Here is a 23,663-nt window from a genome sequence, read left to right as displayed (position 1 = left end):
GGCTAGAAGTCCAGCCCCCAGTCCACGGTAATTTTCTTTGTTTCCTGATCCACCGCTTTGACAAACTGGTCGACAAACGGAATCAGCCACTCTTTCTGCTTGTCGTTGTCCGGCGAGGCGGGCGCTACCACGCGCAGGATCGGATGCGCGCCGTTGTCCATCATGTCACTGACGGTACCCAGATATTCGCCCTGCAGGTTTTCGACTGCGAGCCCGATGAGGTCAATCCAGTAGAACTCGTCGTTCGCCAGCGGAGGAAAATGACTCCGACGTATCTGGATAGCAGCGCCTCTGAGGGACTCTGCCGCATCACGATCAGCCACGCCCATCAATTGGGCGACGACATCTTCGCCATGGATCTTTGCATGCAACATGTCGACATCCCGAAACTCGGGCTTGTCCAGCCACCACGTCTTGGCATACATCAGGGCATCTGCGTCGGTGGAGTACGGTTTGATCCGCACCCATCCTTTGATGCCGTAGGCGCCGGTCACATGCCCCACCAGCACCAGATCGTCAGGGATAGCCATCCCCGAGGAAAGCTTGAGCGACAAACCAGCGACGAATTACGCAGCTGCCTTGTTGCCCGACTCTTTCACAAGGCGAGCGACGGTCGGCGACAGTTGAGCGCCAACGGACTGCCAGTGAGCCAGACGGTCTTGCGCAATGCGGAAGCCTTCGTCATTGCCTGCAGCGATCGGGTTGTAGAAACCCAGACGCTCGATAAAACGGCCATCGCGGCGATTGCGCGAATCAGTTGCAACGATATTGAAGAACGGGCGCTTCTTGGCGCCGGCACGGGACAAACGGATAACGACCATAATTTGCTTCCAAAAATTATTCGAGGACGGAAAAAGCCGGGAATTATAGCCCGTTTTCCGAGCGCCCTGCAAGATTAATAAGGCAACGCAACACGAATTGGACAATCCGCCATCGGCAAAGTGTATTCTTCGGCACTATCAGGGACATTTATGCCAACGATGCAAAAATATCGCCGTTTCGTTTCCACATGCCTTCTTTTCAGCGTTATGCCTACCCAGAAAAATAAAACGTTCGCCACTTTCCTAGCTGCAATGCTCGGCGTCATCGGAGCACATCGCTTTTACTTGCAAGGCTTCAGGGATATCGCAGGCTGGGTTCATGCGTTGGCTGTGCCGCTTGCTCTAATGGCCGCCCTCCTGTGGCCCGCCCAGCCTGCCTTTTTCCTAGCCCTGCCGGTCATTATTTCAGCCTTGTTCGCCGCTATTGAAGCGCTTGTCATTGGGCTGACACCGGATGAGAAATGGGACACCAACCACAACCCCGGCACCGGTCGCCCTTCCAAATCGGGATGGCCTCTTGCGACCATGCTTGTGCTCACGTTTGGTGTGGGGGCAATGGGTCTAATTGCAGTCATCGCGAGGAGCTTCGACCTCCTCTTCACCGGCGGCGCCTATGGTTGACGAATATAGGCGTGCACATCACGCGTGAGCAAGCGGAGCCTGAACGGGTGGCGTCCCCTCCTTGAACATTTGCATGATTTGCTGGCGGAGTTCTGGGGTATCGGCGTGATGGTGAACTGCAACGGCGTGCTGCACTGCCGCGTCCAATAATTCCTGATCGGTGTCGGCGGACAACGCAATCGTACAATTCATTTCGCTCGGAAATTCACGGCAGTCTACATATTTGCGGGTCATGATTTCGGCCTCCTGATAACAAGAGCCTGCTCAAGAATAAACTTTGCGAGTGCGAAGTTTAGAGTTGATGCAGTACGTACGACGCAGGTCGCATCGCCCATTTGTTATAGGAAGCCGGGCACAACGTCACAATGGCGCCGTGCTATCGACGTAGCGTTTAACCATCGATGCTTGATCTGCGTCGAACGGCGCGTCGATATCTCGCAAGGAGGAAAACTTAAATCGAGACCGTACTCGTTTCGAGCAACTGACAGCCGTCGATTTTCCAGCTACTGTCTTTACCCTGCTGCATCCAGAACACAGCTACCCATACCCGGCTATAGCCATCGGTAATCCGCACAACCTGGATCGCATCCCCGTTAATCACCTCTGGCCGGGAATAGAGCACGCGCTGATAGCGATAGATCGGGTTGTACTCTTCCTTGATGAGCCGCAGGAAATTATCCGGGCTCCCGATGAGCATTCGTTTCTCCGGTGTTGCCTGTTCGAATGCGCCTGCGGCATCGTCATTGGATAAAGCCTCCAATTGTGACTGGACCGCTTCATGGATCGCTATGGCGTCGGCTGTTGTAATGTCGTCTATCGCCGCAGCGGGATTCCACCACGGAGCACCGAGCGCCAGCAGCAAGCTTGTCTTAGCCAGCAAACGTTTCATGATCGCCTCCGGACCTGAAACCAAAACACTTGTTTTCAGTGTTAGAAAGATCAAAAAACCGGCCGAGAGTTCATTGACAAATTCAAAATAAAAAAGGCAGCTTTGCGGCCCAGCCCTTCGCTTAACGTGTTGCTGGCCATAGGCGGAGCCGCAACAAAGCCCCTGTAAGTCAGGCACTTGCAGGGGCTTCTTCATTTGTCGGTAAAAAACCGAGGCACCGCCCGGTTAATGACGGTTTAGTTCGGAGTGCCTTCGCGCGCCAGACGATGCGGAGCGCCTCAGGGAAGGCTCGTGAGCGCGTCAAAGCTGTCTGGTAAACGAAAAGAGCGCCTCACAAGGAGGCGCTCGGAAAAAAATCCCCGTGCCTAAATCAGCAACAGATTAAGCGAGGGGCTTAGCTTTGCGGCTGCCTTTTCTGATGCATCAACGCCTTGTTCGTCGTTAGAACTGATCTTCCGGGAGCGCCAACACGCCTGCACTACCGTCGATAATCGCAGCCCGGTAACCCGAAGCCTGCGAGAGGATATGGTCCGCGAAGAAGCGCGCCGTTGCGATCTTTGCCTGATAAAATTTGGCATCACCCTCGCCTGCCTTCAGCTTCTGCTCGGCGATCAATGCGGCACGGGCCATTTGCCAGCCGCCCAGTACGACACCGGCGAGCTTGAGATAAGGCACGCTGCCTGAAAAGACACCCTTGATATCGGACTTCATGTTGGCGACGACGAAGTTCACAACCTCTTCCATCGCCTTGGAACCAACTGCCAGTTGCTTGCGGATGGCTGCCAGATCGCCGGACGAAGAGGCAGAAAGCTCTTCCTCGGTCTGGCGCACCTGCGCGAGGATACCGTGGGCAGTCGCACCGCCATCACGGGCAGTTTTACGACCAACCAGATCGTTTGCCTGAATTGCGGTGGTGCCCTCATAGATCGTCAGGATGCGTGCATCGCGGTAGTGCTGCGCCGCACCTGTCTCCTCAATGAACCCCATGCCACCATGCACCTGAACGCCGTTGGACGCCACGTCAATTGACATTTCTGTCGACCAGCCTTTAACGATCGGAACCATGAACTCGTAGAAGGACTGATTGGCTTTGCGAACAGCGTCGTCTGCATGATGGTGTGCCGCATCGAATGCAGCGGCGGTCACATAAGCAAGAGCACGCGCGGCCTCGGTTTGGGCACGCATCGACATCAGCATGCGGCGCACGTCCGGGTGATGAATGATGGCAACAGAACCGCTGGAACCCGCCAGGTCACGGGACTGGACACGGTCACGTGCATACTGCACAGCCTTTTGATAAGCGCGCTCTGCCAAACCGATACCTTGCATGCCAACACCAAAACGTGCGGCATTCATCATGATGAACATGTACTCCAGGCCGCGGTTTTCTTCACCCACCAAGGTACCAATTGCGCCGCCATGGTCACCGAATTGCAGAACAGCCGTCGGACTTGCCTTGATACCAAGCTTGTGTTCGATCGATACGCAATGGACATCGTTGCGCGCGCCCAGCGAGCCGTCAGCGTTGACCAGAAACTTCGGCACGATGAACAGGGAAATCCCTTTGACGCCTTCCGGCGCATTCGGAGTGCGTGCCAAGACGAGATGCACGATATTCTCGGCCATATCGTGCTCACCATAGGTGATGAAAATTTTGGTGCCGAAGATCTTGAACGTGCCGTCGTCCTGCGGGACTGCGCGTGATCGTACCAGCGCGAGGTCAGAACCTGCCTGCGGCTCGGTCAGGTTCATCGTCCCGGTCCATTTCCCGGAAATCAGGTTCGCGAGGTAAATATCTTTCTGCTCCTTGCTACCAGCGGTAATCAACGCCTCGATGGCACCATCGGTCAGCAGCGGGCACAGTGCAAATGAGAGGTTTGCGGCATTGAGCATTTCGATGCAAGGGGTTGCCACAAGCTTCGGCAATCCTTGACCGCCGAACTCGGCTGGATGCTGAACGCCCTGCCAGCCTGCCTCGCCAAAAGCCTTGAATGCTTCCTTGAAACCCTTTGTCGTCGTGACTTGCCCGTCATGCCAATAGCTTGGCTCCTTGTCGCCCGCAACGTTGAGTTCTGCAACGACCTCACCGCAGAACTTCGCGTTCTCCTCCAACACTGCCTCGACGGTTTCCGGGCTCGCATCTTCACAGCCAGGCAATGCATTCACTTTCGACAAACCGGCCAGTTCGTTGATCACGAACAGCATGTCTTTCAACGGGGCGACGTAGCTCATTACACACTCCAAAAAAATTGGGCAGGGGTTTGCAGGATTATTGCGGGCTGAAGGAAAAAATCCTGTCAGCTTCGCGACAAACCCGGCAAATCCTGCCCGGTATCTTCAATTAATTGTTATTAGCCCAGCTCAGCAACCAGCTGCGGCACAACTTCGAACAGGTCGCCGACTATGCCGTAGTCAGCCACAGAGAAGATCGGCGCTTCCGGATCCTTGTTGATCGCGACGATCGTCTTGGAGTCTTTCATGCCGGCCAGGTGCTGGATCGCGCCGGAGATGCCGACCGCGATATACAACTGCGGAGCGACGATCTTGCCGGTCTGGCCAACTTGCCAGTCGTTCGGCACAAAACCTGCATCCACAGCAGCGCGCGACGCGCCCATCGCTGCATTGAGCTTGTCGGCGAGGGGCTCGAGGATCTTGAAGTTCTCGCCGGAGCCCATGCCACGTCCGCCAGAAACGATAACCTTGGCAGCAGTCAGTTCCGGACGATCCGACTTGGCGACTTCGCGCGAGACGAAGGCGGACTTGCCGGAGTCGGCCACAGCGGAAATTGTTTCCACAGCAGCAGAGCCGCCGGTTGCAGCAGCATCGAAGCCGGTGGTGCGGACGGTGATCACCTTTACTGCGTCGCCCGACTGTACGGTAGCAATGGCGTTGCCGGCGTAGATCGGACGTTCGAAGGTGTCGGGTGCATCGACCTTGGTGATCTCTGAGATCTGGCCAACGTCCAGTTTGGCGGCCACGCGCGGTGCAATGTTCTTGCCGTATGCGGTTGCGGGAGCAAGGATGTGTGAGTAGCTGCCAGCAATGGCCAGCGCCTGCTCTGCCACGTTCTCTGCGAGGCCGTCCGCGAAGTGGGCGGCGTCAGCTACCAGCACCTTCGAAACACCTGCGATCTTGGATGCTGCTTCAGCAGCGCCGCCGCAGTTGTGGCCAGCGACGAGGACATGTACATCGCCGCCGCATTGCGCAGCAGCGGTGACGGTATGGAGAGTGCTTCCTTTGAGCGAAGCGTTGTCGTGTTCAGCAATGACGAGTGCGGTCATGATGGCGTATTCCTGATCTGAAAAAAGTTAGATGACTTTCGCTTCGTTCTTGAGCTTGGCAACCAGGGTAGCCGCATCCGGCACCTTGATACCGGCGGAGCGCTTCGCCGGTTCTGCCACTTTCAGGGTCTTCAGGCGCGGGGTCACGTCGACGCCCAGGTCAGCCGGCTTGACGGTTTCCAGCGGCTTCTTCTTGGCCTTCATGATGTTCGGCAGCGTCACATAGCGCGGCTCGTTCAGGCGCAGGTCGGTCGTCACGATTGCCGGCAGTGTCAGCGACACGGTCTCCAGACCACCGTCGACTTCACGGGTCACAACAGCCTTGCCGTCCTCAATCACGACCTTGGAGGCAAACGTGGCTTGCGGCCAGCCCAGCAGTGCAGCGAGCATCTGACCGGTCTGGTTGCAATCGTCGTCAATTGCTTGCTTGCCGAGGATCACGAGCTGCGGCTGTTCCTTGTCGGCCAGCGCCTTGAGCAGCTTGGCGACAGCCAGCGGCTGCAGTTCGGCATCAGTCTCGACGAGAATGCCGCGGTCGGCGCCAATGGCCATCGCGGTGCGCAGCGTTTCCTGGCATTGCGTCACGCCGCAGGATACAGCGACGATCTCGGTAGCCTTGCCGGCTTCCTTCAGACGGGTGGCTTCTTCGACGGCGATTTCGTCGAACGGATTCATCGACATCTTGACGTTGGCGATATCGACACCGGAACCGTCGGACTTGACGCGGACCTTGACGTTGTAGTCCACCACGCGCTTGACTGGAACCAAGACTTTCATAGCTTTGCCTTTGTGAAAAAACAGTTGACGTTAACGTAAACCAAAACGTGATTATAAAGAGAACTTGAGGGGACGCTGAAATTTAGCACGACCGTTCTTTTAATTGGTAGAGAGTATGCACTAAATCGCACTAAAAATCTAAAAAAGCTGTTTGTGATTCCTTGAGGAAATCACATCAAGACAGGTGATCGTGTTGCCGGCTCAGACGATGAAGAATATAAAAACGCGCCGGCATTCTCCGTGCGCTGAATCAATATTATTTTCGCTTCATGAAGAATGTGTATTCCTTGTCGCTCTCGCTTTGGCCTACAAGATCATTGCCGGTCTGGCGTGCAAATGCCTGAAAATCGCGCACCGAACCCGGGTCAGTCGCAATCACTCGCAGGATCTCGCCGCTTGTCATTTCCGCCAACGCCTTCTTCGCCTTGAGGATAGGCAGCGGACAGTTCAAACCGCGAGCATCGAGCTCTTTATGAAATTCCATGGTCGTTACTCAGTAAAGAGATGGAGTGGTTTAGAGCCGAAAATTCTACAGCAAATGTCCATGCGCTTGTGCAACGCAGCAAGTCGCAAGAACGGAGAATTTGTTATGCCGGGGGGAGATCAATAAATTCGACCGGGAAGTTGCGTGCCTGAAGCCAGTCAGCGACGGCATAGCCGGTGCCCGCATGCCAGGGGCGCAGTTTTTCGGGCGCCACGAGACGGTATTCGGCCAGTTCCTCCGACAAGCGGATTTCGCCGGAAGCCTTCACATGGTAGGTGATGACGAGTTCGTTCTTGGGGATGAAGTCGTAGACGCCGATCAGGGAGATCTCGTCGGCATCGAGATTGGTTTCTTCTTTCAGTTCCCGCGCGACGCCCTGCTGCGGCGTTTCGCCGCGCTCGAGGAAACCGGTAATCAGGGCAAATTTCTTCTCGGGCCAGGCCGCATTGCGGGCCAGCAGAATACGGCCTTCGATTTCAACCAATGCCGCAACGACGGGGAGCGGGTTGTCCCAGTGCGTCCAGTGCCCGTCGGGACAGGCGAGGCGGACTTTGCCCGCTTCGCCCGTGTCCGCGCGCTCGATGAGCGGCGCGGCACACACTGGACAGTAACGGAACGTCATGCGCGCTGGCGCACCCATTCAGTAACGCCGTCAAGTGCCTTGGCCAGGCCGCTCGGATCGGTGCCGCCGGCTTGCGCCATGTCGGGGCGCCCGCCGCCTTTGCCGCCGACCTGCTGTGCGACGAAGTTCACCAGCTCGCCGGCCTTGACCTTGGCGGTTGCGTCGGCCGTCACGCCGGCGATCAGGCTCACTTTGCCGTCCTTGACGGCGGCCAGCACGATGGCTGCGGTCTTCAGCTTGTCCTTCAGCTTGTCCATCGTCTCGCGCAATGCAGGAACGTCGGCGCCGTTCAGCGTCGCGGCCAGCACCTTCAGGCCGTTGACGTCGACTGCCTTGCTGACCAGTTCGTCGCCCTGGCTGGACGCCAGTTTGGACTTCAGTGTGGCGAGCTCCTTCTCCAGCGATCGCACCTGGTCCTGAACCTGCAGCACGCGCTGAGTCAGTTCTTCCGGCTGTGTTTTGAGTGCCGCAGCGGCTTCGCTGACGCGGGCAGCGAGGTTCTGCACGTAGGCGAGTGCCGCTTCGCCGGTCACTGCCTCAATACGGCGGATGCCGGCGGCGACGCCGCCTTCGGACACGATCTTGAACAGGCCGATGTCACCCGTGCGCGAGACGTGCGTACCGCCGCACAGTTCTTTGGAGGAGCCGATGCCGAGCACGCGGACCTGGTCGCCGTATTTCTCGCCGAACAACGCCATCGCGCCATACTTGATCGCGTCGTCGTAGGCCATCAGTTGCGCCTCGGTGGCTTCGTTGGCGAGGATTTCGCGGTTGACGAGTTCTTCCACGCGGCGGATTTCACTGGCTGTCAGCGGCGCGTTGTGGCTGAAGTCGAAGCGGGTTTTCTCCGGATCCACCAGGGAGCCTTTTTGCGCCACGTGCGCGCCGAGTACTTCGCGAAGCGCCTTGTGCATCAGGTGCGTGGCGGAGTGGTTGCGCATCGTTTGCGCGCGCAGGGTCGTGTTGACCTTCGCATTGAGCGAATCGCCAACGATCAGGCGGCCTTGTGTCAGCTCGCCATGATGACCGACAACGTCGGCCTGGATCTTTTGCGTGTCCTTCACATCGAAGCTGACGACTTTTTCACCGTAGACAGATTCGAGCACGCCGGAGTCGCCCACCTGGCCGCCGGATTCTGCGTAGAACGGCGTGGAGTCAAGCACGACGATGGCATGCTGGCCAGCATTCACTTCCTGCACAGCCACGCCGTCGACGTACAGTGCGACGACCTTGCTGGCGTGATCCAGCGACTCGTAACCGACGAACTTCGTCTTCTCGCCGCTGTACTCAACGCCGGCGGCCATCTTGAACTTGCCTGCCGCACGTGCCTGCTGCTTCTGGCGCTCCATTGCGGATTCGAAACCTGCCTCGTCCAGTTCAACATTGCGCTCGCGGCAAATGTCGGCGGTCAGGTCGAGCGGGAAGCCGTAGGTGTCGTACAGCGTGAAGGCGGTTTCGCCGTCGAGCTTCTTCGGGTTCTTATGCAGTGCCGTTTCGAGGATCTTCATGCCGTTTTCCAGCGTCTCGCCGAAGCGTTCCTCTTCCTGCTTGAGCACCTGCTCGACGCGGGTCTGGGCTTCTGCCAGCTCCGGATAGGCGGCGCCCATTTCCTTCACGAGGTCCTTGACCAGCTTGAAGAAGAACGGCTTGGTCTGGCCCAGCTTGTAGCCGTGGCGCAGCGCGCGGCGGACGATACGACGCAGCACGTAGCCGCGGCCTTCGTTGCCGGGAATGACGCCGTCGACGATCAGGAAGGAACAGGCGCGGATGTGGTCGGCGATGACCTTCAGCGAATTGTTGGTCAGGTCGCTGATATTGGTTTCACGCGCGGCCGCGGTGATCAGGTTCTGGAACAGGTCGATTTCGTAGTTGGAATGCACATGCTGCAGCACGGCGGCGATACGCTCCAGCCCCATGCCGGTGTCGACGCAGGGGCGTGGCAGCGGATGCATGACACCCTTCTCGTCGCGGTTGAACTGCATGAACACCAGGTTCCAGATTTCGATGTAGCGGTCGCCGTCCGCATCCGGCGATCCCGGGGGGCCGCCCCAAACGTCTGCGCCGTGGTCGTAGAAAATTTCCGAGCACGGACCGCAGGGGCCGGTATCGGCCATCTGCCAGAAGTTGTCGGAGGCGTAACGTGCGCCCTTGTTGTCGCCGATGCGCACGATGCGCTCGGCCGGCACGCCGATTTCCTTTTGCCAGATGTCGTAGGCCTCGTCGTCTTCCTGGTAGACCGTCACCCACAGCTTTTCTTCGGGCAGTGCATAGACCTTGGTCAGCAGCTCCCATGCATAGTGGATCGCATCGCGCTTGAAATAGTCGCCGAACGAAAAATTGCCCAGCATTTCGAAGAAGGTGTGGTGGCGCGCGGTGTAGCCGACGTTTTCCAGGTCGTTGTGCTTGCCGCCGGCACGCACGCTGCGCTGCGCGGTGGTCGCGCGGGAGTAGCTGCGTTTATCCTGGCCGAGGAACACGTCCTTGAACTGCACCATGCCGGAGTTGGTGAACAACAGCGTCGGGTCGTTGCCCGGCACGAGGCTGGACGAACGGACGATGGTATGGCCCTTGGATTCGAAATACTTCAGGAATTTGTCGCGGATTTCAGACGAGTTCATGTTCGATGGCAGAAAGATGTGAATGCAGCATTGCAAACGGCTGATTATACGTGATTAGCCTAGCCGCTTGAGGCAAGGTCAGGGCCGATGCGGTTGATGGAATCGGTGCAGAAGGCATCAACGCCCCACGCCATGATTTCGCGTGCGCGCGCCGGGGTGTTGACGGTATAGCAAAACAGGCCGTAGCCCGCTTCCTTGACCTTGTGAGCCAGTCGCTCCGTGAGTTTCCAGTGGTTGGTGTGCAGCGCTACCGCTTCCAGCTCCCGAAGTCGTTCCAGCCAGTCAGCCGGAATCGATTTCATCAGCACGCCGCGCGGCAGGCCAGGCGCAGCCGCTTGTGCGGCGCGCAGGGCGTCGAAGGAAAAGGACGACAGCAACGGCAGTGCGGCTCGATCACCGCTTGCCAGCTCCTCGGCGAACAGCCGCTGCGTCATTTCCGCCACCACCCGTCCGGTTTCCGCTTCGAATCCGGGCGAAGGCTTGATCTCGACATTCATCCAGATCTTGTTTTCCTTGCAGAAATGAACGGTCTGTTCGTACAGGGGCACCGGCTCACCTGCGAACTCCTTGCCGAACCACGAACCGGCGTCCATCGCCGCAAGCTGGCTGGCCGGCGTGTCGCAGACGCGGCCTCTGCCGGGTACCGTGCGCCCGAACTGCGGGTCGTGCATCAGCACCGGAATGCTGTCGGATGACAACATCACGTCGAATTCGACCGCATGGAAGCCGTGCGCGAGGCCGCAACGGATCGCGGCCAGCGTATTCTCCGGCGCAAGCGCGCCGCCGCCGCGATGGGCAAGGATCTTCGGATAAAACCACATGGATTGATCTATCTCTTGGAATGATCTTGGACGCGACGTAGTCTAATGCGAATCGATCACCTTCAGGCGAAATGGATTCGGCGGGTATGCGGTTCGCCGGGCCGTCGCCCCGCTCGAACATGCCTGCAGACCGCCCCGATCACCCCTATCCTGCGCCTTTCGATACGGCCACCTTCATCTTCCCGGCTGAATGGCACGCACTGTCGGACTTGCTGGGTGGAGCCGATACGGGGCTGCTGATCCTGCGCGACGGCGTGATCCTCGGCCTCAACCCGCAGCTTGCCCAACAGCTCGGCTACGACGAGGCCGATCTTGCCGGTCAACCGGTGGAATCCCTCTTCCCCAGAAGCAATGAATCCGCCTTGATCGGAGACGGCCTGCCGCCCGTCTCCGAAGGCGAACAAATCCAGCTCGTATCCAAGACCGGCGCGCCGGTCGAGTACCGGCTGGTCGAGAACCGCATCGATGCGCGAACCGACGCACAGTGCAATATCTGGGTGCTCCAGCCGGGCGGTGCAGCCGAGACCGATGACGTTTCCGATGCCGAGCGACTCGCGCTGACCGAGCACCTGCCCGACGTCGTGCTCGTCTGCGATACCGAACTCACCCTCACCTATGCCAACCGCGCCTTCCATGGCGTCGCAGGCCGCCATGGCGACATGCTGGCGGACCTGATCCACCCGGACGACCGCGCCGCTCTGCGCGACGGCGTCAGAAAAGCCGCAGGGAGCAGCAACGCGGCGCTCCATCCTGTTGCGTTCCGGCTGCGGCAGCGTGATGGCGCATGGCGGCATTTTGCCGGGCATGCGCGCAACCTGACCGACGATCCCCGGATCGGCGGCATTCTGATGAGTGCGCGCGACGTCACCGAGCAGATGCAGCAGCAGCAACATGTTGCCGCGGACAAGAAGCGCCAGCTGCACTACCTCAACCGGCTGTTTCGCATGGCGCAGCAGCCGCATGCGAATGTCACGTCCGCGCTGACGGTCATTCTGAAATCCACCGCCAAGGCGCTCGGCACGCATCACTGCGCGTACTGGGAAGTCGGTGGCGTGCCGACCGCGACGCGTTGCGCGATGGCGTATGACGATCGCAAGCAGAATTTTGTCGAAGAAACACCCAACGGCAGCTTTGCCACCGCGTTCTTTCCGTTGATGCAGCAGGTGTTGCGCGACGAGCGGCAGATGGTAGTCGACGATGTGGACCAGGATCCGCGCGCCGTGCTCGGCTGTGAATATTTTCATGAGCAGACCATCAAGGCAGTCGTCATCACACCGGTGCAGCAGGCCAGCGGCGTCGACGGGCTGCTGGTCATTTCCCACTATGGCGAGGCGCGCAACTGGCGCACCGACGAGTCGGAATTCGCCGAGAACGTCGGCGGGCTGATCTCGCTGATCTTCCGCGAAGTCGAGCGCACCAAGGCCGAAGCGCAGCTGCGGCACCTTGCGCATCACGACAGCCTGACCGGCCTGCCCAACCGGCATTTCCTGTTTGACCTCGCCGCCGAAGTCTTCCCGAAGGTGACGGCCGAAGCGACCACGGTCGCAGCCTTCTTCATCGATCTCGACGGCTTCAAGAAGGTCAACGACGCGCTCGGCCATGCCGTCGGCGACGAGTTGCTGAGGGCTGCTGCGATGCGGCTGAAGAATGCAGTGCGCAAGGACGATATCCTCGTGCGCCTCGGCGGCGATGAGTTCATGCTCCTGGCGCGCAATCTGTCGGACATGCAGATTGCGGAAGACATCGCGCAGCAGATCGTCGACTCCGTGCGCGCGCCCTTCCTGCTGCAAGGTCATGAGCTGAACATCTCCGCCAGCATCGGCATTGCGCTGTATCCGTTCGACGGAGAGGACATCGATACGCTGATGAAAAAGGCCGACATCGCGATGTACCAGGCCAAGTCGGCCGGGCGCGACCAGTTTCGTGTCTATGGCAGCCGCGCCACCGATAACGAACCGGCGCGACCGGGGCTGGATCGGGAACTGCGGCGTGCGATCGCGGAGCAGGAGCTGCGTCACTACTTCCAGCCGCAGATCGACCTGCGCACGGGCGAAGTGCGCTGCGTGGAAGCGCTCCTGCGCTGGCAGCACCCGACGCACGGCGTGCTGCTGCCGTCAAACTTCCTCCCAGCTGCGGAAAAGTCGGGCGTGATCCGGCTGATCAGTGCCTGGGTGCTGAACGACGCCTGCGACCAGTTGAAGAAATGGAACGACAGCGGCATCAAGGGTTTTCGCATTGCTCTCAACCTGTCGGCCAGCCAGTTGATGGACCGCGGGCTGCTCACCGTGCTGGAGAACGCCCTGGAGCGCACCGGCGTGGAAGGAAACCAGCTGGAGTGGGAAATCACCGAAAAGACCGCGATGCAGGACAACGCATTGACGGCATCCATGCTCGACTGGGTGACCGACATGCAGATCGCGCTGAGCATCGACGACTTCGGCACCGGTTATTCGAACATGTCCTACCTGCGGCGCTATCCGGTGCACAAGGTTAAAATCGACGGCAGCTTTGTCAGCGGCCTGCCCGGCAAGGGCGACGACTGCGCCGTCACCGACGCCATCATCTCGATGGCCAAGCCGCTTGGCCTGCGTGTAGTAGCGGAAGGTGTGGAAACGCCACAGCAGATGGAATATCTGCGCGAGCATGGTTGCGACATCGCACAGGGATACTATTTCACTCAACCGCTCACCGCAGAACAATTCGAGAAATGGCTGATTCGCCACTGAAGAAAGCACTTGGACACATTCGTGTACTGGATTTAACCCGCGTACTGGCAGGACCATGGTGCGCACAGAACCTGGCGGACCTCGGCGCCGATGTCATCAAGGTCGAGCGCCCCGGCGCCGGCGACGATACCCGCCACTGGGGGCCGCCCTACCTGCGCGACTCGGACGGCCACGACACCACCGAAGCGGCCTACTACCTCGCTGCCAACCGCGGCAAACGCTCCATCACACTGGACATTGCATCGCCGGAAGGCCAGCAGATCGTGCGCGAACTGGCGCGCCAATCCGATGTGGTGCTGGAGAACTACAAGGTCGGGCAACTGAAGAAATACGGCCTCGACTATGAATCGCTGAAGCAGGAAAAGCCCGATCTCATCTATTGCTCCATCACCGGCTTCGGCCAGGATGGTCCGTATGCGAAGCGTGCCGGCTACGACTTCATCATCCAGGGCATGGGCGGCTTCATGTCGGTGACCGGCGAGCGCGACGACCAGCCGGGCGGCGGACCGCAAAAAGCCGGTGTCGCGATTGCCGACCTGATGACCGGCATGTACTCGACGATTGCGGTGATGGCGGCGCTTGCACACCGCGACCGCACCGGTGAGGGCCAGTACATCGACATGGCACTGCTCGACGTGCAGGTGGCGATGATGGCGAATATGAACACGAATTACCTCGCCAGCGGCCTCGCGCCCAAGCGCTGGGGCAACGCGCATCCCAATATCGTGCCGTACCAGACCTTTGCCACGTCGGATGGCCATATCATCGTTGCCGTCGGCAATGACGGCCAGTACCGGCGCTTCGTCGAAGCAGGCGGCAGGCCGGAACTGGCGCAGGATGAGCGCTTCTCCACTAACCCGATGCGATTGCGCAATCGTGACATCCTCGTGCCGCTGCTGGCCGAGATGGTGAAAACCAGGACCAAGCATGAATGGATCGATGCGCTGGAAGCTGCCGGCGTGCCGTGTGGGCCGATCAACAATCTGGATGAAGTGTTCGAGAATCCACAGGTGCTTGCGCGCGGCATGCGTATTGACATGCCGCATCCGACGGCGGGCAACGTGAAGCTGGTGGGGAATCCGATGAAGCTATCGGCGACGCCACCTGCTTACGATATGCCGCCGCCGTTGCTGGGGCAGCATACAGGGGAGGTGTTGCGGGATGTGCTTGGGTGGAGCGATGAGGAGATTGCGGGGTTGAGGGAAAAGGGGGTTATTTGAAGGGCATGTTGTTTTAGCTTAGAAGAGATCCGGATTCCTTGCGCGGAAATGAGACTAGGTTTCGAGGTGCGCTGTCTCTTGTTGGTTGAATCGTCTAAGCCGTCGATCCGACGCGTGGGAGTTTTGAGCTGGATGGAGTGTTTTTACAACATGCAGCGATTGATCGAACACTCTACCCCCTCCCTACCCCTCCCCCTACGCCGGGCGCCCCTGCAAGGGGGAGGGAACCCGCCGGCGACAAAATAACCACCTGTGCCAATGCACCTTCTCGCTGCTCGCAACTCTTTACAACACAAACACAAAATCCTTCACCAGCGCCCCAGGCAGCCGCATGCTTGCCGTACTGCGCGCACCATAGGTATCGGTATCGATCAGCATTTCCCGCTCGTCGGTCAGCGCAAGCAGGTTGTCCCCCAGCATGCGGAACAGCGAATCGTCGAAGCGCATTACATTCAGCGGGGCCTTGATCTCGCCACCTTCAACCCAGAAGCATGCGAAGCGCGTCATGCCGGTCAGGCGGAAATTAGTGCGGTCGGAGAAATTCAGGTACCAGAGGTTGCTGATGAAGACGCCGGTATCCAGTTCCTGCTGCACGCGCGACAACGGCAGCGTGCCTGCCGCAAGGTCCAGTGAGCTCGCGCTTTCGCTGCCGGTGGCGCCGTTGGTGGCGATGCCGTATTCCTTCGCGGTACGTGGCGACACCAGGCTGCCGACCAACCTGCCCTGCTCGATCAGCGGCAACCGGCCGGGCTTGATGAAGCCGTCTTCCTGGAAGGCCGGCGCGAGTCCTTCCGCGGTGTTTTCGCTGAGCGCCACCGCTGGGTTAAGCCGCAGTCCCTCGTCCCGCATGCGGCGCAGCGGGCTTTGCATCGTGCGCAGCGACTTCTCCGACAATCCGCCCCAGTTCAGCATGCTCATCACCTCGCCCAGCGCGGTCGGCGTCAGGTAGGCGCGGTAGGCGCCGGGTTTGATGGTGACCGGCTCGCGCTGCAGCAACTCAAGCTGATTCGCCGCATTACTGAAGCGGGCTGCAAAGACAGCGCGATCCCAGTCGAACCCCGCATACGTCGACTTCACCGCCTTGTCCTTGCTGTGGTACAGGCTCCAGTCGAGGTTGAAGCTCGCGGTCTGCTGCCAGTTGCGCTGGCCGTAGGAATTGGCGAAGCCGCGATACATCGGCCCGGCGGCCAGGATGCCGACCATGTCGTGTCCGCATGCGGCGTCGAGCACCTGGTCGACGATGGCGCCGGTGTCGGGCAGGCGGGACGGCACTAGATGTTCGGTGGACTGCACTTCCGTTGATACCAGCAGGTGCGGATCCTCCGGCAAATCCGGCAACTGGTCGCGCAGCTGGCTGACGGTGCGCTCGATCAGTGCGCGGTCGCTGCTGGCGTCGCCTGCCAGCGTGATCGTCGCATTCGCGTGCCGCAATCCGTCGAGCAGGTGCAGCGTCAGGTAGATCTGCCGCACATGACCGGCCTGCCGGATCGCGCTGTGGTTGAATCGAACGAAATCGGATTCCTCCGCCGACAGCCAGAACTTGTACAGCTCGCGCCCCTGCATGCAGGTGTCGAGGAAGACGGCGAGGTCGTGGAAGTACTGCTGCATCTGCATTGTTCCCCGCCCCATCATTCGCCCCCGAATACGTCGATGTCTGCGAACAGGCAGGCCGGTGACGCATGGCCGACGCGGATCACTTGCGACGGCTCGCCCTTGCCGCAGAACGGCGTGCCCATCACACTGAACGTCGAATGGTCGCCGACCGCTTTCAGCGAGCGCCAGAAGGTGGCGGACACGCCGCGGTAGTTCGGATTCTTCACGAGTCCTTTCAATTCGCCGTTCTCGATAATGCGGCCGTATTCACAGCCGAACTGGAACTTGTTGCGCGAGTCATCGATGGACCACGACACGTTGGTCTCCATCAGCACGCCGCGCTCGACCGAGCGGATCATGTCGTCCAGCGTGCTAGTACCGGCTTCGATGTTCAGGTTGGCCATGCGGTCGATCGGTGCGCGGTTCCAGCTGGCGGCACGGGCGTTGGCGACGCCTTCCATGCCGGCGCGCGCCTGCGATGTCGCACTGCCGAGCGGACGTTCAAGGATGCCATTGCGGATCAGGAAGGCACGCTCGGCGCGCAGGCCTTCGTCATCCCACTGGTAGCTGGCAAATTGATGCGGGCGCTGCGGATCGTAGGTGACGTTGAGCAGGTCCGAGCCATAGCGGTAGTGGCCGAACATGTCGAGCGTGACAAAGCTGGTGCCGGCGAAATTGCGCTCGTCGCCGAGGATGCGGTCGAGCTCCAGCGGATGGCCGATGGACTCGTGGATCTGCAGCATCATCTGCTCCGGCATCAGCAGCAGATCCATCTTGCCGCTCGGGCAATTGGGCGCGGCCAGCAGCTCCAGCGCCTGCTGCGCTACGCGCTCGCCTGCGCCGTGGAAGCCGGCATCGTCCAGGATCTCCAGCCCGCCCTGCCGGCAGTAGCCGTTGTATTGTCCGCCGAGGCTGCGCGTCTGCGTGTCGCCGTTGTGGCTGGCGGTAACGACCAAGCTCGGGATCAGGTAGCGGAACTGCTGCGCCACTTCCGCGCCGTCGGCGGTCAGGTACAGCTGCTCGGTGCCGACCCGCCACAGCGATGCGCTCCAGTCCACGATGCGCGAGTCGATGCGGCAGGCTGTCGATTCGCGCATCAGCAGGTCGATCAGTTCCTTGCGCGTTGCACTGCGGTCCGGCGCAGCTGCCAGCGTGGCGTAGCTGCCTGCCGGGCGCGGCAGGTCCAGCTTTGCATAGTCCACCACTGAGCGGCCTACAGACAGTTCCGCCCAGCGCTTTGCACGGGCGATCGCTTCCTTCAGGCCGCTTGCGCTCAGGTCGCTGGTCGCCGCATAACCGCTGCCGCCACGATGCACGACCGTTACCATCGCGCCGTGGTCGACGCTGGTGGACAGCGGCTGCAGCACATCCTGGCGCACCGTCAGTTCTTCACTTGTTTCATTCACCACACGCAGGGAACAAAAGTCCACCGCTGGCGCAACTTCCCTGAACAGGGCTCGAATCGAATCCGGCAAAACTCACCTCAACAAACGTACGGAAGTACACGGACTGCATAGCAGGCAGTTCGTTCATCATCAATGCATTTTAAGGCTACGCTGAACAAGCACAGGCGCGCCGCGCAGCCCGAATTACCGCAGGGAATTTGCCGGGCACTGTTATTTGAATTGCATCAAATCGGGCCGGGCACACCGCACTTCATTGCCAGTAGAATCGACTCCTGCATCCAGATTTCCGCAAACGGACCATCACCACTTCTTGCGGCATACCAATAACCACTGAAACGCACCGCCATGGCCGATTTCAACTGGAACAATCCGTACCCCACGACCCGCGTTCCCTTGTTTGCCCGCAATGTTGTCGCCACATCGCAACCACTCGCCGCACAAGCCGGCCTGCGCATGCTGCTCAAGGGCGGCAATGCGGTGGACGCGGCGATCGCGGCGGCTGCCGCATTGACCATCGTCGAACCGGTGTCCAACGGCCTCGGCGGCGATGCATTCGCGATCCTGTGGGACGGGCAGCAGCTGCATGGACTCAATGCGTCCGGCCCTGCGCCGCGTGCATGGACGCCGGAGTATTTCATTGACAAGCACGGCGGCCAGATTCCGTCGCACGGCTGGGATACGGTGACGGTGCCGGGCATGGTGGCCGGCTGGGTGGAACTGTCGGAGCGCTTCGGCAAGCTGCCCTTCGGCGAGCTGTTCGAGCCCGCCATCGAGCTGGCCGAGCGCGGCCACATGGTGTCGCCGATCGTGCAGCGCAAATGGGAAGCCGCCGTGCCGGTGCTGAAATCGCAGCCCGGCTTTGCGCGCGCCTTCATGCCCAACGGCGCAGCGCCGCGCGTGGGCGAAAAGTTCGTCTTTGCCGAAGCCGCCCACACGCTGGTGCGCATCGCGGAGAGCCATGGCGAAGCCTTCTATCGCGGCGAACTGGCCGAAGCCATCGCGCAGCACGCCAAGCAGTGCGGTGCCGCGCTGACCGCAGATGACCTCGCCGCCTTCCGTCCGGAATGGGTCACGCCGATCGAAAAGAACTACGCCGGCTACACCGTGCACGAGATCCCGCCCAACGGCCAGGGCATTGCGGCGCTGATGGCGCTGGGCATGGTCGAGCAGCTCGACATCACGCGCTTCCCGGTCGACTCCGCCGACAGCATCCATGTGCAGATCGAGGCGATGAAGCTCGCCTTTGCCGACACCTATCACTGGGTCGCCGACAGCGAGTACATGAAGCAGGCCAGCGCGGAGGACCTGCTCGACGACGCCTACCTCGCACGGCGCGCGAAGCTGATCGACCTGCGCCAGGCGAAGGACTTCCGCCACGGCACGCCGCGCAGCGGCACCGTGTACCTGACTGCCGCCGACGAAAGCGGCATGATGATCAGCTTCATCCAGTCGAACTTCCATGGCTTCGGCTCCGGCGTGGTCGTGCCGGAAACCGGCATCAGCCTGCACAACCGTGGCCGCGGCTTCTCGCTCGACCGCAAGCATCCCAACTGCGTCGCGCCCGGCAAGCGGCCTTTCCACACGATCATCCCCGGCTTTGTCACGCGCGACGGCCAGCCGCAGATGAGCTTTGGCGTGATGGGCGCCAACATGCAGCCGCAGGGACACCTGCAGGCGCTGGTGCGCATGTTGTCCTACGGCCAGCAGCCGCAGGCCGCCTGCGATGCGCCGCGCTGGCGCGTGCATGCCGGCCTGAAAGTCGATATCGAACGCACGATGCAAAGTGATGTGGTTGCCGAACTGGCCGCGCGCGGACATGAAGTGAACACCAACACCGACAGCACGCAGGATTTCGGCTCCGGGCAATTCATCTGGAAAACGGAAGACGGCTATATCGCCGCGAGCGATGCGCGCCGCGACGGGCAGGCGGTGGGATTCTGACAGTGGGACTCGAAATGCGCGCCTGAAAACAGTCCGCGCAAGTCATCACCGGCACACCTTTCCCGGCAAAACACGAACGGGGAATTGACGTAACGCGGCCGATCAGGCCGCGACCTGCTGCACCGCCACCATCGCCAGCGGCACCGATGCCAACATCAACGCCGGCACCGTGCGGATGCGCCGGCCAAATTCGCGGTTGCGCACCCATGTGATCAACGCCCATGCAGACATCAGGTAAAGCGCTCCAAACACCAGCAGCACGCCGCCCTCCATTGGCGCCGCGCTGACAAGCAACACCGAAAACAGCAGTGTCGTCGCCACTGCGAGGAAGGCCGCGAGGTAGAACAGTAGCCGGTAGAACCCGTGCTGCTGCGACACACGTGCCTGCGCCACCAGCGCCATGCGCTTGGCGCGCACGTCCCGCTGCAGCAGGAATAAAAACAACGGCCCGATCTGGCGGCGTTGCAGCAAGCCCAGGGCCGCTGCCGCCACCAGATCCTCTCTTCTGATTTTCATGCATTGCTCCTTTTCTGTATGCCGGGCGACGTCGAGGTCCACTGCTGCTGCACCGCGTTTGCAGGCATGGTCAACACTCAACCGGAAGCACATCGTGATGCGCAAAGATAAGTCGTACCCGGGAAACGAATGCAACGATGAAGGGTGTGCGCAACATGTACGGCACGAACTACGCGCACATCAGGCAGGACAGGAGAGCACGCGGAGCCGACGATTTGCCTGGGACGCTCTACCATTGCATTATCAATTTATCTATAAATCGTATTTAAAAACTGCAGGCTTTTGCCGCGTAGAGAAAAATCAAGCACTTACGAGCGATCTGCACAATTTTTAAGCAATGTCAAATCGACCCGGTAGATCATTTCCGCAAGGCATTTCGCACAAAAAAGCAGCAAACCGCGATCAAGGCACGATGCAAGCAGGCACACACTGCGCGCCCAGGCAGGAAGAACAATCGCCCTCCCCTCTCGGGTAAAATGCCCCGTTACGCCATACCAACCCAAGCATCCAGATTTCTTCCATGAGCAACCAGCCAAAGAACAACGCCGCAGCCCCAACATCAGCGGCCGCAGCAACTGAAAACGCGCCGTCCTCCAACTTCCTGCGCGCCCTGATCGAGTCCGATCTCGCCGCCGGCAAGCACGCCGGCCGCAAGGACCCCAACGGCAACCCGCTGCCCACCGTCGTCACCCGCTTCCCGCCGGAGCCCAACGGCTACCTGCACATCGGCCATGCCAAATCGATCTGCCTGAACTTCGGCCTCGCCCGCGACTACGGCGGCCGCTGCACGATGCGATTCGACGACACCAACCCGACCAAGGAAGAACAGGAATACGTCGACAGCATCATCGACGCGGTCAAATGGCTTGGCTTCGACTGGAAGGACGCGCAAGGCGACCACCTCTACTTCGCCAGCGACTACTTCGACCAGATGTACATGATGGCCGAGTACCTGATCAGCGCCGGCCACGCCTACGTCGACAGCCAGAGCGCGGAAGACATGGCCAAGAACCGCGGCAACTTCACCGAACCCGGCAAGAACTCGCCCTACCGCGACCGCCCGGCCGCAGAATCGCTCGACCTGTTCCGCCGCATGAAGCTGGGCGAATTCAAGGATGGCGAACACATCCTGCGCGCCAAGATCGACATGGCCTCGCCCAACATGAACATGCGCGACCCGGCCATCTACCGCATCCGCCACGCGCACCACCACCGCACCGGCGACAAGTGGTGCATCTACCCGATGTACGACTTCGCGCACCCGATCGAAGACGCGATCGAATACGTCACGCACTCCTTCTGCACGCTGGAATTCCAGGACCACCGCCCCTTTTACGACTGGGTGCTGGAGCGCCTCGCCGAAGGCGGATTCTTCAAGAAACCGCTGCCGGAACAAACCGAATTCGCGCGCCTGAACCTCACCTACGCCATCACCAGCAAGCGCAAGCTGCTGCAACTGGTGGAAGAGAAAATCGTCGACGGCTGGGACGACCCGCGCATGCCCACCATCGTCGGCATCCGCCGCCGCGGCTTTACGCCGGAATCCATCCAGCTCTTCTGCGAACGCGCCGGCATCACCAAGTCCGACAGCTGGATCGACATGGGCACGCTGGAAGGCGCACTGCGTGAAGACCTCGATGCCAAGGCCCCGCGCGCCGTTGCCGTGCTCAAGCCGCTCAAGCTCATCATCGACAACTTCCCCGAGAACCTCGCCGACGAGTGCACCGCCCCGATCCACCCGCACCACCCGGAACGTGGCCACCGCACCTTCCCGATCACCAAGGAACTCTGGATCGAAGCCGACGACTTCATGGAAGTGCCGAGCAAGGGCTACTTCCGCCTCTTCCCCGGCAACAAGGTGCGCCTGCGCTACGGCTACGTGGTGGAATGCACCGGCTGCGACAAGGACGACAACGGCAACGTAATCGCCGTACACTGCAACTACTTCCCCGACTCCAAGAGCGGCACCGAAGGCAGCGCCAACTACAAGGTCAAGGGCAACATCCACTGGGTCAGCGTGCAGCACGCGCTGGAAGCCGAAGTACGCCTGTACGACCGCCTCTTCACTGACCCGAACCCGGATGCAGGCGGAAAGGATTTCAAGCAGGCGTTAAACCCGAATGCGAAGGAAGTGATCACCGCCTACCTGGAACAAGGCATGCGCCATGCGATGCCGGATGAGAAGTTCCAGTTTGAACGGCATGGGTACTTTGTCGCGGACCGCGTGGATCACTCGGCAACGAGGCCGGTGTTTAATCGGGTGGTGACGTTGAAGGATAGTTGGGGGAAGTAAGAAATATTTGATCTAACAAAAAGCCCGCTCTCGCGGGCTTTTTGTTAGCAAATTAACTAACCAATACATGGGATGTCTTGATTCCAATCGAATGCTAAGTTCGGATGCTTTCCGCCCACCATTTCAAAAATCTGCCCTGCCTCAAAAAAACTCTTCAGCTTTTCTCATTCCATTACTCATTTGAAATTTTGCCCTTTAATACGTAGGCTGCAGCGGTAAACAACAAACAAAAAAAGGAAAAATTATGCATAGCGTTCTTAACGAAATTTGCACTGCGCTTGACGAAGCAACTGAGAAAGCGATGTCAAGTCTGAACTTTAAGAATACGATGAGAGATCATTGGGGCTGGCACTTTCCCCCACTAATGAAAGATGATCTCGTCAATTTGCCGAAGGAACTTGCTGAAAGAATCCGGTCCGCAGATATTTCTGCCCCTCTTACCGAGAATGAAATCGAGAATCTAAAGACTGTTCCTGCCCGAATTAGAGCGATGCTGCCAGAGATTATTCCCAATATGCCTGGCAACTACCCAGCAGTATATGCCTATACCACTGGCATGGCTCAAATCGAAAAACTACTCGCCTCCACCTTTGGCTTGGTACGTGTCGACGATCCAAAGTTATATCCTGTAGCGACAGCGCGTCGCATTAAGAACGTCAAAAGATGGCTTGAAGAAATCGATTCCGAGAAGGATGAACTCGCGGCACGTGTCTTAGAAATTAATCGTGCATATGAAGCAGCAGAAGCACTTCCAACAACATTGCAGGAACTTGACGATGCACGCGCAGCCTTAGCAGAAATTCAAGCGAAAATTGAACAAATACAAGAGAACGCTACGAAAAGCTTCGGCCTTATCGAAAGTAGTCAATTGCAGGTCAACATTCATACAGAGGCGGTCGCAAGGAAGGTGACCTGCCCGGTTTTTTCGGACCACGCTAACTTGGGATAGCTCCGGTTGATAAAGTTGTTGCTGCTTTCTTGCTGAACGCTTCCGGGGTTTCGTAGTTCAAGCTGGAATGCGGCCTGACGCGGTT

Annotated in this window: 20 protein-coding genes; 6 read left to right on the top strand and 14 right to left on the bottom strand. The window is 59.6% G+C overall.

Features of this window, described 5'->3' with window-relative positions:
- Nucleotides 1-2: 2 nt before the first annotated feature.
- Together rimM and rpsP are read right to left on the bottom strand one after the other, a co-directional pair.
- Nucleotides 3-530: a ribosome maturation factor RimM gene (rimM, locus tag ACYVIA_RS14595; protein WP_460841979.1), complete on the bottom strand. Its 528-nt coding sequence runs from the start codon at nt 528-530 to the stop codon at nt 3-5.
- 36 nt (nt 531-566) lie between these two features.
- Nucleotides 567-821: a 30S ribosomal protein S16 gene (gene rpsP, locus ACYVIA_RS14590; protein WP_460841978.1), complete on the bottom strand. Its 255-nt coding sequence runs from the start codon at nt 819-821 to the stop codon at nt 567-569.
- Between the two features lie 159 nt (nt 822-980).
- On the opposite strand from rpsP, the gene ACYVIA_RS14585 reads away from it, so the two are divergent.
- Complete coding sequence (locus tag ACYVIA_RS14585; protein ID WP_460842241.1) at nt 981-1,442, top strand: NINE protein; 462 nt, start codon at nt 981-983, stop codon at nt 1,440-1,442.
- Nucleotides 1,443-1,460: 18 nt separating this feature from the next.
- Here the strand turns inward: ACYVIA_RS14585 and ACYVIA_RS14580 are convergent, their stop codons facing one another.
- The 9 genes from ACYVIA_RS14580 to ugpQ all read right to left on the bottom strand — a co-directional run bounded on the left by ACYVIA_RS14580 (nt 1,461) and on the right by ugpQ (nt 10,934).
- Entirely contained in the window at nt 1,461-1,676 is a 216-nt protein-coding gene (locus tag ACYVIA_RS14580; protein WP_460841976.1) for a DUF1059 domain-containing protein, read from the bottom strand.
- A 217-nt stretch (nt 1,677-1,893) separates the two neighbouring features.
- Entirely contained in the window at nt 1,894-2,526 is a 633-nt protein-coding gene (locus tag ACYVIA_RS14575) for a DUF4864 domain-containing protein (protein ID WP_460841975.1), read from the bottom strand.
- Nucleotides 2,527-2,772: 246 nt separating this feature from the next.
- Nucleotides 2,773-4,563, bottom strand: coding sequence for an acyl-CoA dehydrogenase (locus tag ACYVIA_RS14570; RefSeq protein WP_460841973.1), 1,791 nt, complete (start codon nt 4,561-4,563; stop codon nt 2,773-2,775).
- Between the two features lie 119 nt (nt 4,564-4,682).
- Entirely contained in the window at nt 4,683-5,612 is a 930-nt protein-coding gene (locus tag ACYVIA_RS14565) for an electron transfer flavoprotein subunit alpha/FixB family protein (RefSeq protein ID WP_460841970.1), read from the bottom strand.
- A gap of 27 nt (nt 5,613-5,639) precedes the next feature.
- Entirely contained in the window at nt 5,640-6,389 is a 750-nt protein-coding gene (locus tag ACYVIA_RS14560; RefSeq protein ID WP_460841968.1) for an electron transfer flavoprotein subunit beta/FixA family protein, read from the bottom strand.
- A gap of 256 nt (nt 6,390-6,645) precedes the next feature.
- Nucleotides 6,646-6,873: a sulfurtransferase TusA family protein gene (locus ACYVIA_RS14555; protein ID WP_460841966.1), complete on the bottom strand. Its 228-nt coding sequence runs from the start codon at nt 6,871-6,873 to the stop codon at nt 6,646-6,648.
- A 103-nt stretch (nt 6,874-6,976) separates the two neighbouring features.
- Nucleotides 6,977-7,513, bottom strand: coding sequence for an NUDIX domain-containing protein (locus ACYVIA_RS14550; RefSeq protein ID WP_460841964.1), 537 nt, complete (start codon nt 7,511-7,513; stop codon nt 6,977-6,979).
- Nucleotides 7,492-10,113, bottom strand: a complete 2,622-nt coding sequence (gene alaS, locus ACYVIA_RS14545) for an alanine--tRNA ligase (protein ID WP_460841962.1) — start codon at nt 10,111-10,113, stop codon at nt 7,492-7,494. The genes ACYVIA_RS14550 and alaS overlap by 22 nt, the downstream gene beginning before the upstream one ends.
- A 59-nt stretch (nt 10,114-10,172) precedes the next feature.
- Nucleotides 10,173-10,934 (bottom strand): glycerophosphodiester phosphodiesterase, encoded by a 762-nt coding sequence (gene ugpQ, locus ACYVIA_RS14540; protein ID WP_460841960.1) that lies wholly within the window; start codon nt 10,932-10,934, stop codon nt 10,173-10,175.
- Nucleotides 10,935-11,053: 119 nt separating this feature from the next.
- Here ugpQ and ACYVIA_RS14535 point away from each other — a divergent pair, with 119 nt between their 5' ends.
- A complete protein-coding gene (locus tag ACYVIA_RS14535) occupies nt 11,054-13,660 on the top strand; it encodes a sensor domain-containing protein (protein ID WP_460841957.1) in 2,607 nt (868 codons plus the stop codon).
- A complete protein-coding gene (locus tag ACYVIA_RS14530; protein ID WP_460841955.1) occupies nt 13,642-14,880 on the top strand; it encodes a CaiB/BaiF CoA transferase family protein in 1,239 nt (412 codons plus the stop codon). Before ACYVIA_RS14535 ends, ACYVIA_RS14530 begins: the two co-directional genes overlap by 19 nt.
- Nucleotides 14,881-15,165: 285 nt before the next feature.
- On the opposite strand, the gene ACYVIA_RS14525 is transcribed toward ACYVIA_RS14530, so the two are convergent.
- The gene (locus tag ACYVIA_RS14525) at nt 15,166-16,488 is read right to left on the bottom strand and encodes a TldD/PmbA family protein (RefSeq protein ID WP_460841952.1); all 1,323 of its coding nucleotides are present in this window, start codon (nt 16,486-16,488) and stop codon (nt 15,166-15,168) included.
- Nucleotides 16,489-16,508: 20 nt separating this feature from the next.
- On the bottom strand, nt 16,509-17,948 hold the full coding sequence (locus tag ACYVIA_RS14520) for a TldD/PmbA family protein (protein WP_460841950.1): 1,440 nt from the start codon (nt 17,946-17,948) through the stop codon (nt 16,509-16,511).
- Nucleotides 17,949-18,224: 276 nt separating this feature from the next.
- Here ACYVIA_RS14520 and ACYVIA_RS14515 point away from each other — a divergent pair, with 276 nt between their 5' ends.
- The gene (locus ACYVIA_RS14515) at nt 18,225-19,820 is read left to right on the top strand and encodes a gamma-glutamyltransferase family protein (protein ID WP_460841948.1); all 1,596 of its coding nucleotides are present in this window, start codon (nt 18,225-18,227) and stop codon (nt 19,818-19,820) included.
- 102 nt (nt 19,821-19,922) lie between these two features.
- Here ACYVIA_RS14515 and ACYVIA_RS14510 read toward each other — a convergent pair whose 3' ends face one another.
- Nucleotides 19,923-20,336: a hypothetical protein gene (locus ACYVIA_RS14510; RefSeq protein WP_460841946.1), complete on the bottom strand. Its 414-nt coding sequence runs from the start codon at nt 20,334-20,336 to the stop codon at nt 19,923-19,925.
- A 520-nt stretch (nt 20,337-20,856) separates the two neighbouring features.
- Here ACYVIA_RS14510 and ACYVIA_RS14505 point away from each other — a divergent pair.
- Both ACYVIA_RS14505 and ACYVIA_RS14500 read left to right on the top strand, forming a co-directional pair.
- Nucleotides 20,857-22,629 carry a glutamine--tRNA ligase/YqeY domain fusion protein gene (locus ACYVIA_RS14505; RefSeq protein ID WP_460841944.1) on the top strand — a complete coding sequence of 591 codons (1,773 nt, stop codon included), beginning with the start codon at nt 20,857-20,859 and terminating at the stop codon, nt 22,627-22,629.
- Between the two features lie 244 nt (nt 22,630-22,873).
- On the top strand, nt 22,874-23,578 hold the full coding sequence (locus tag ACYVIA_RS14500; RefSeq protein WP_460841942.1) for a hypothetical protein: 705 nt from the start codon (nt 22,874-22,876) through the stop codon (nt 23,576-23,578).
- The last annotated feature ends 85 nt before the right edge of the window (nt 23,579-23,663 follow it).

It is taken from the genome of Noviherbaspirillum agri (genome assembly GCF_054780595.1).
This window is presented reverse-complemented; position numbering and strand designations above follow the sequence as displayed.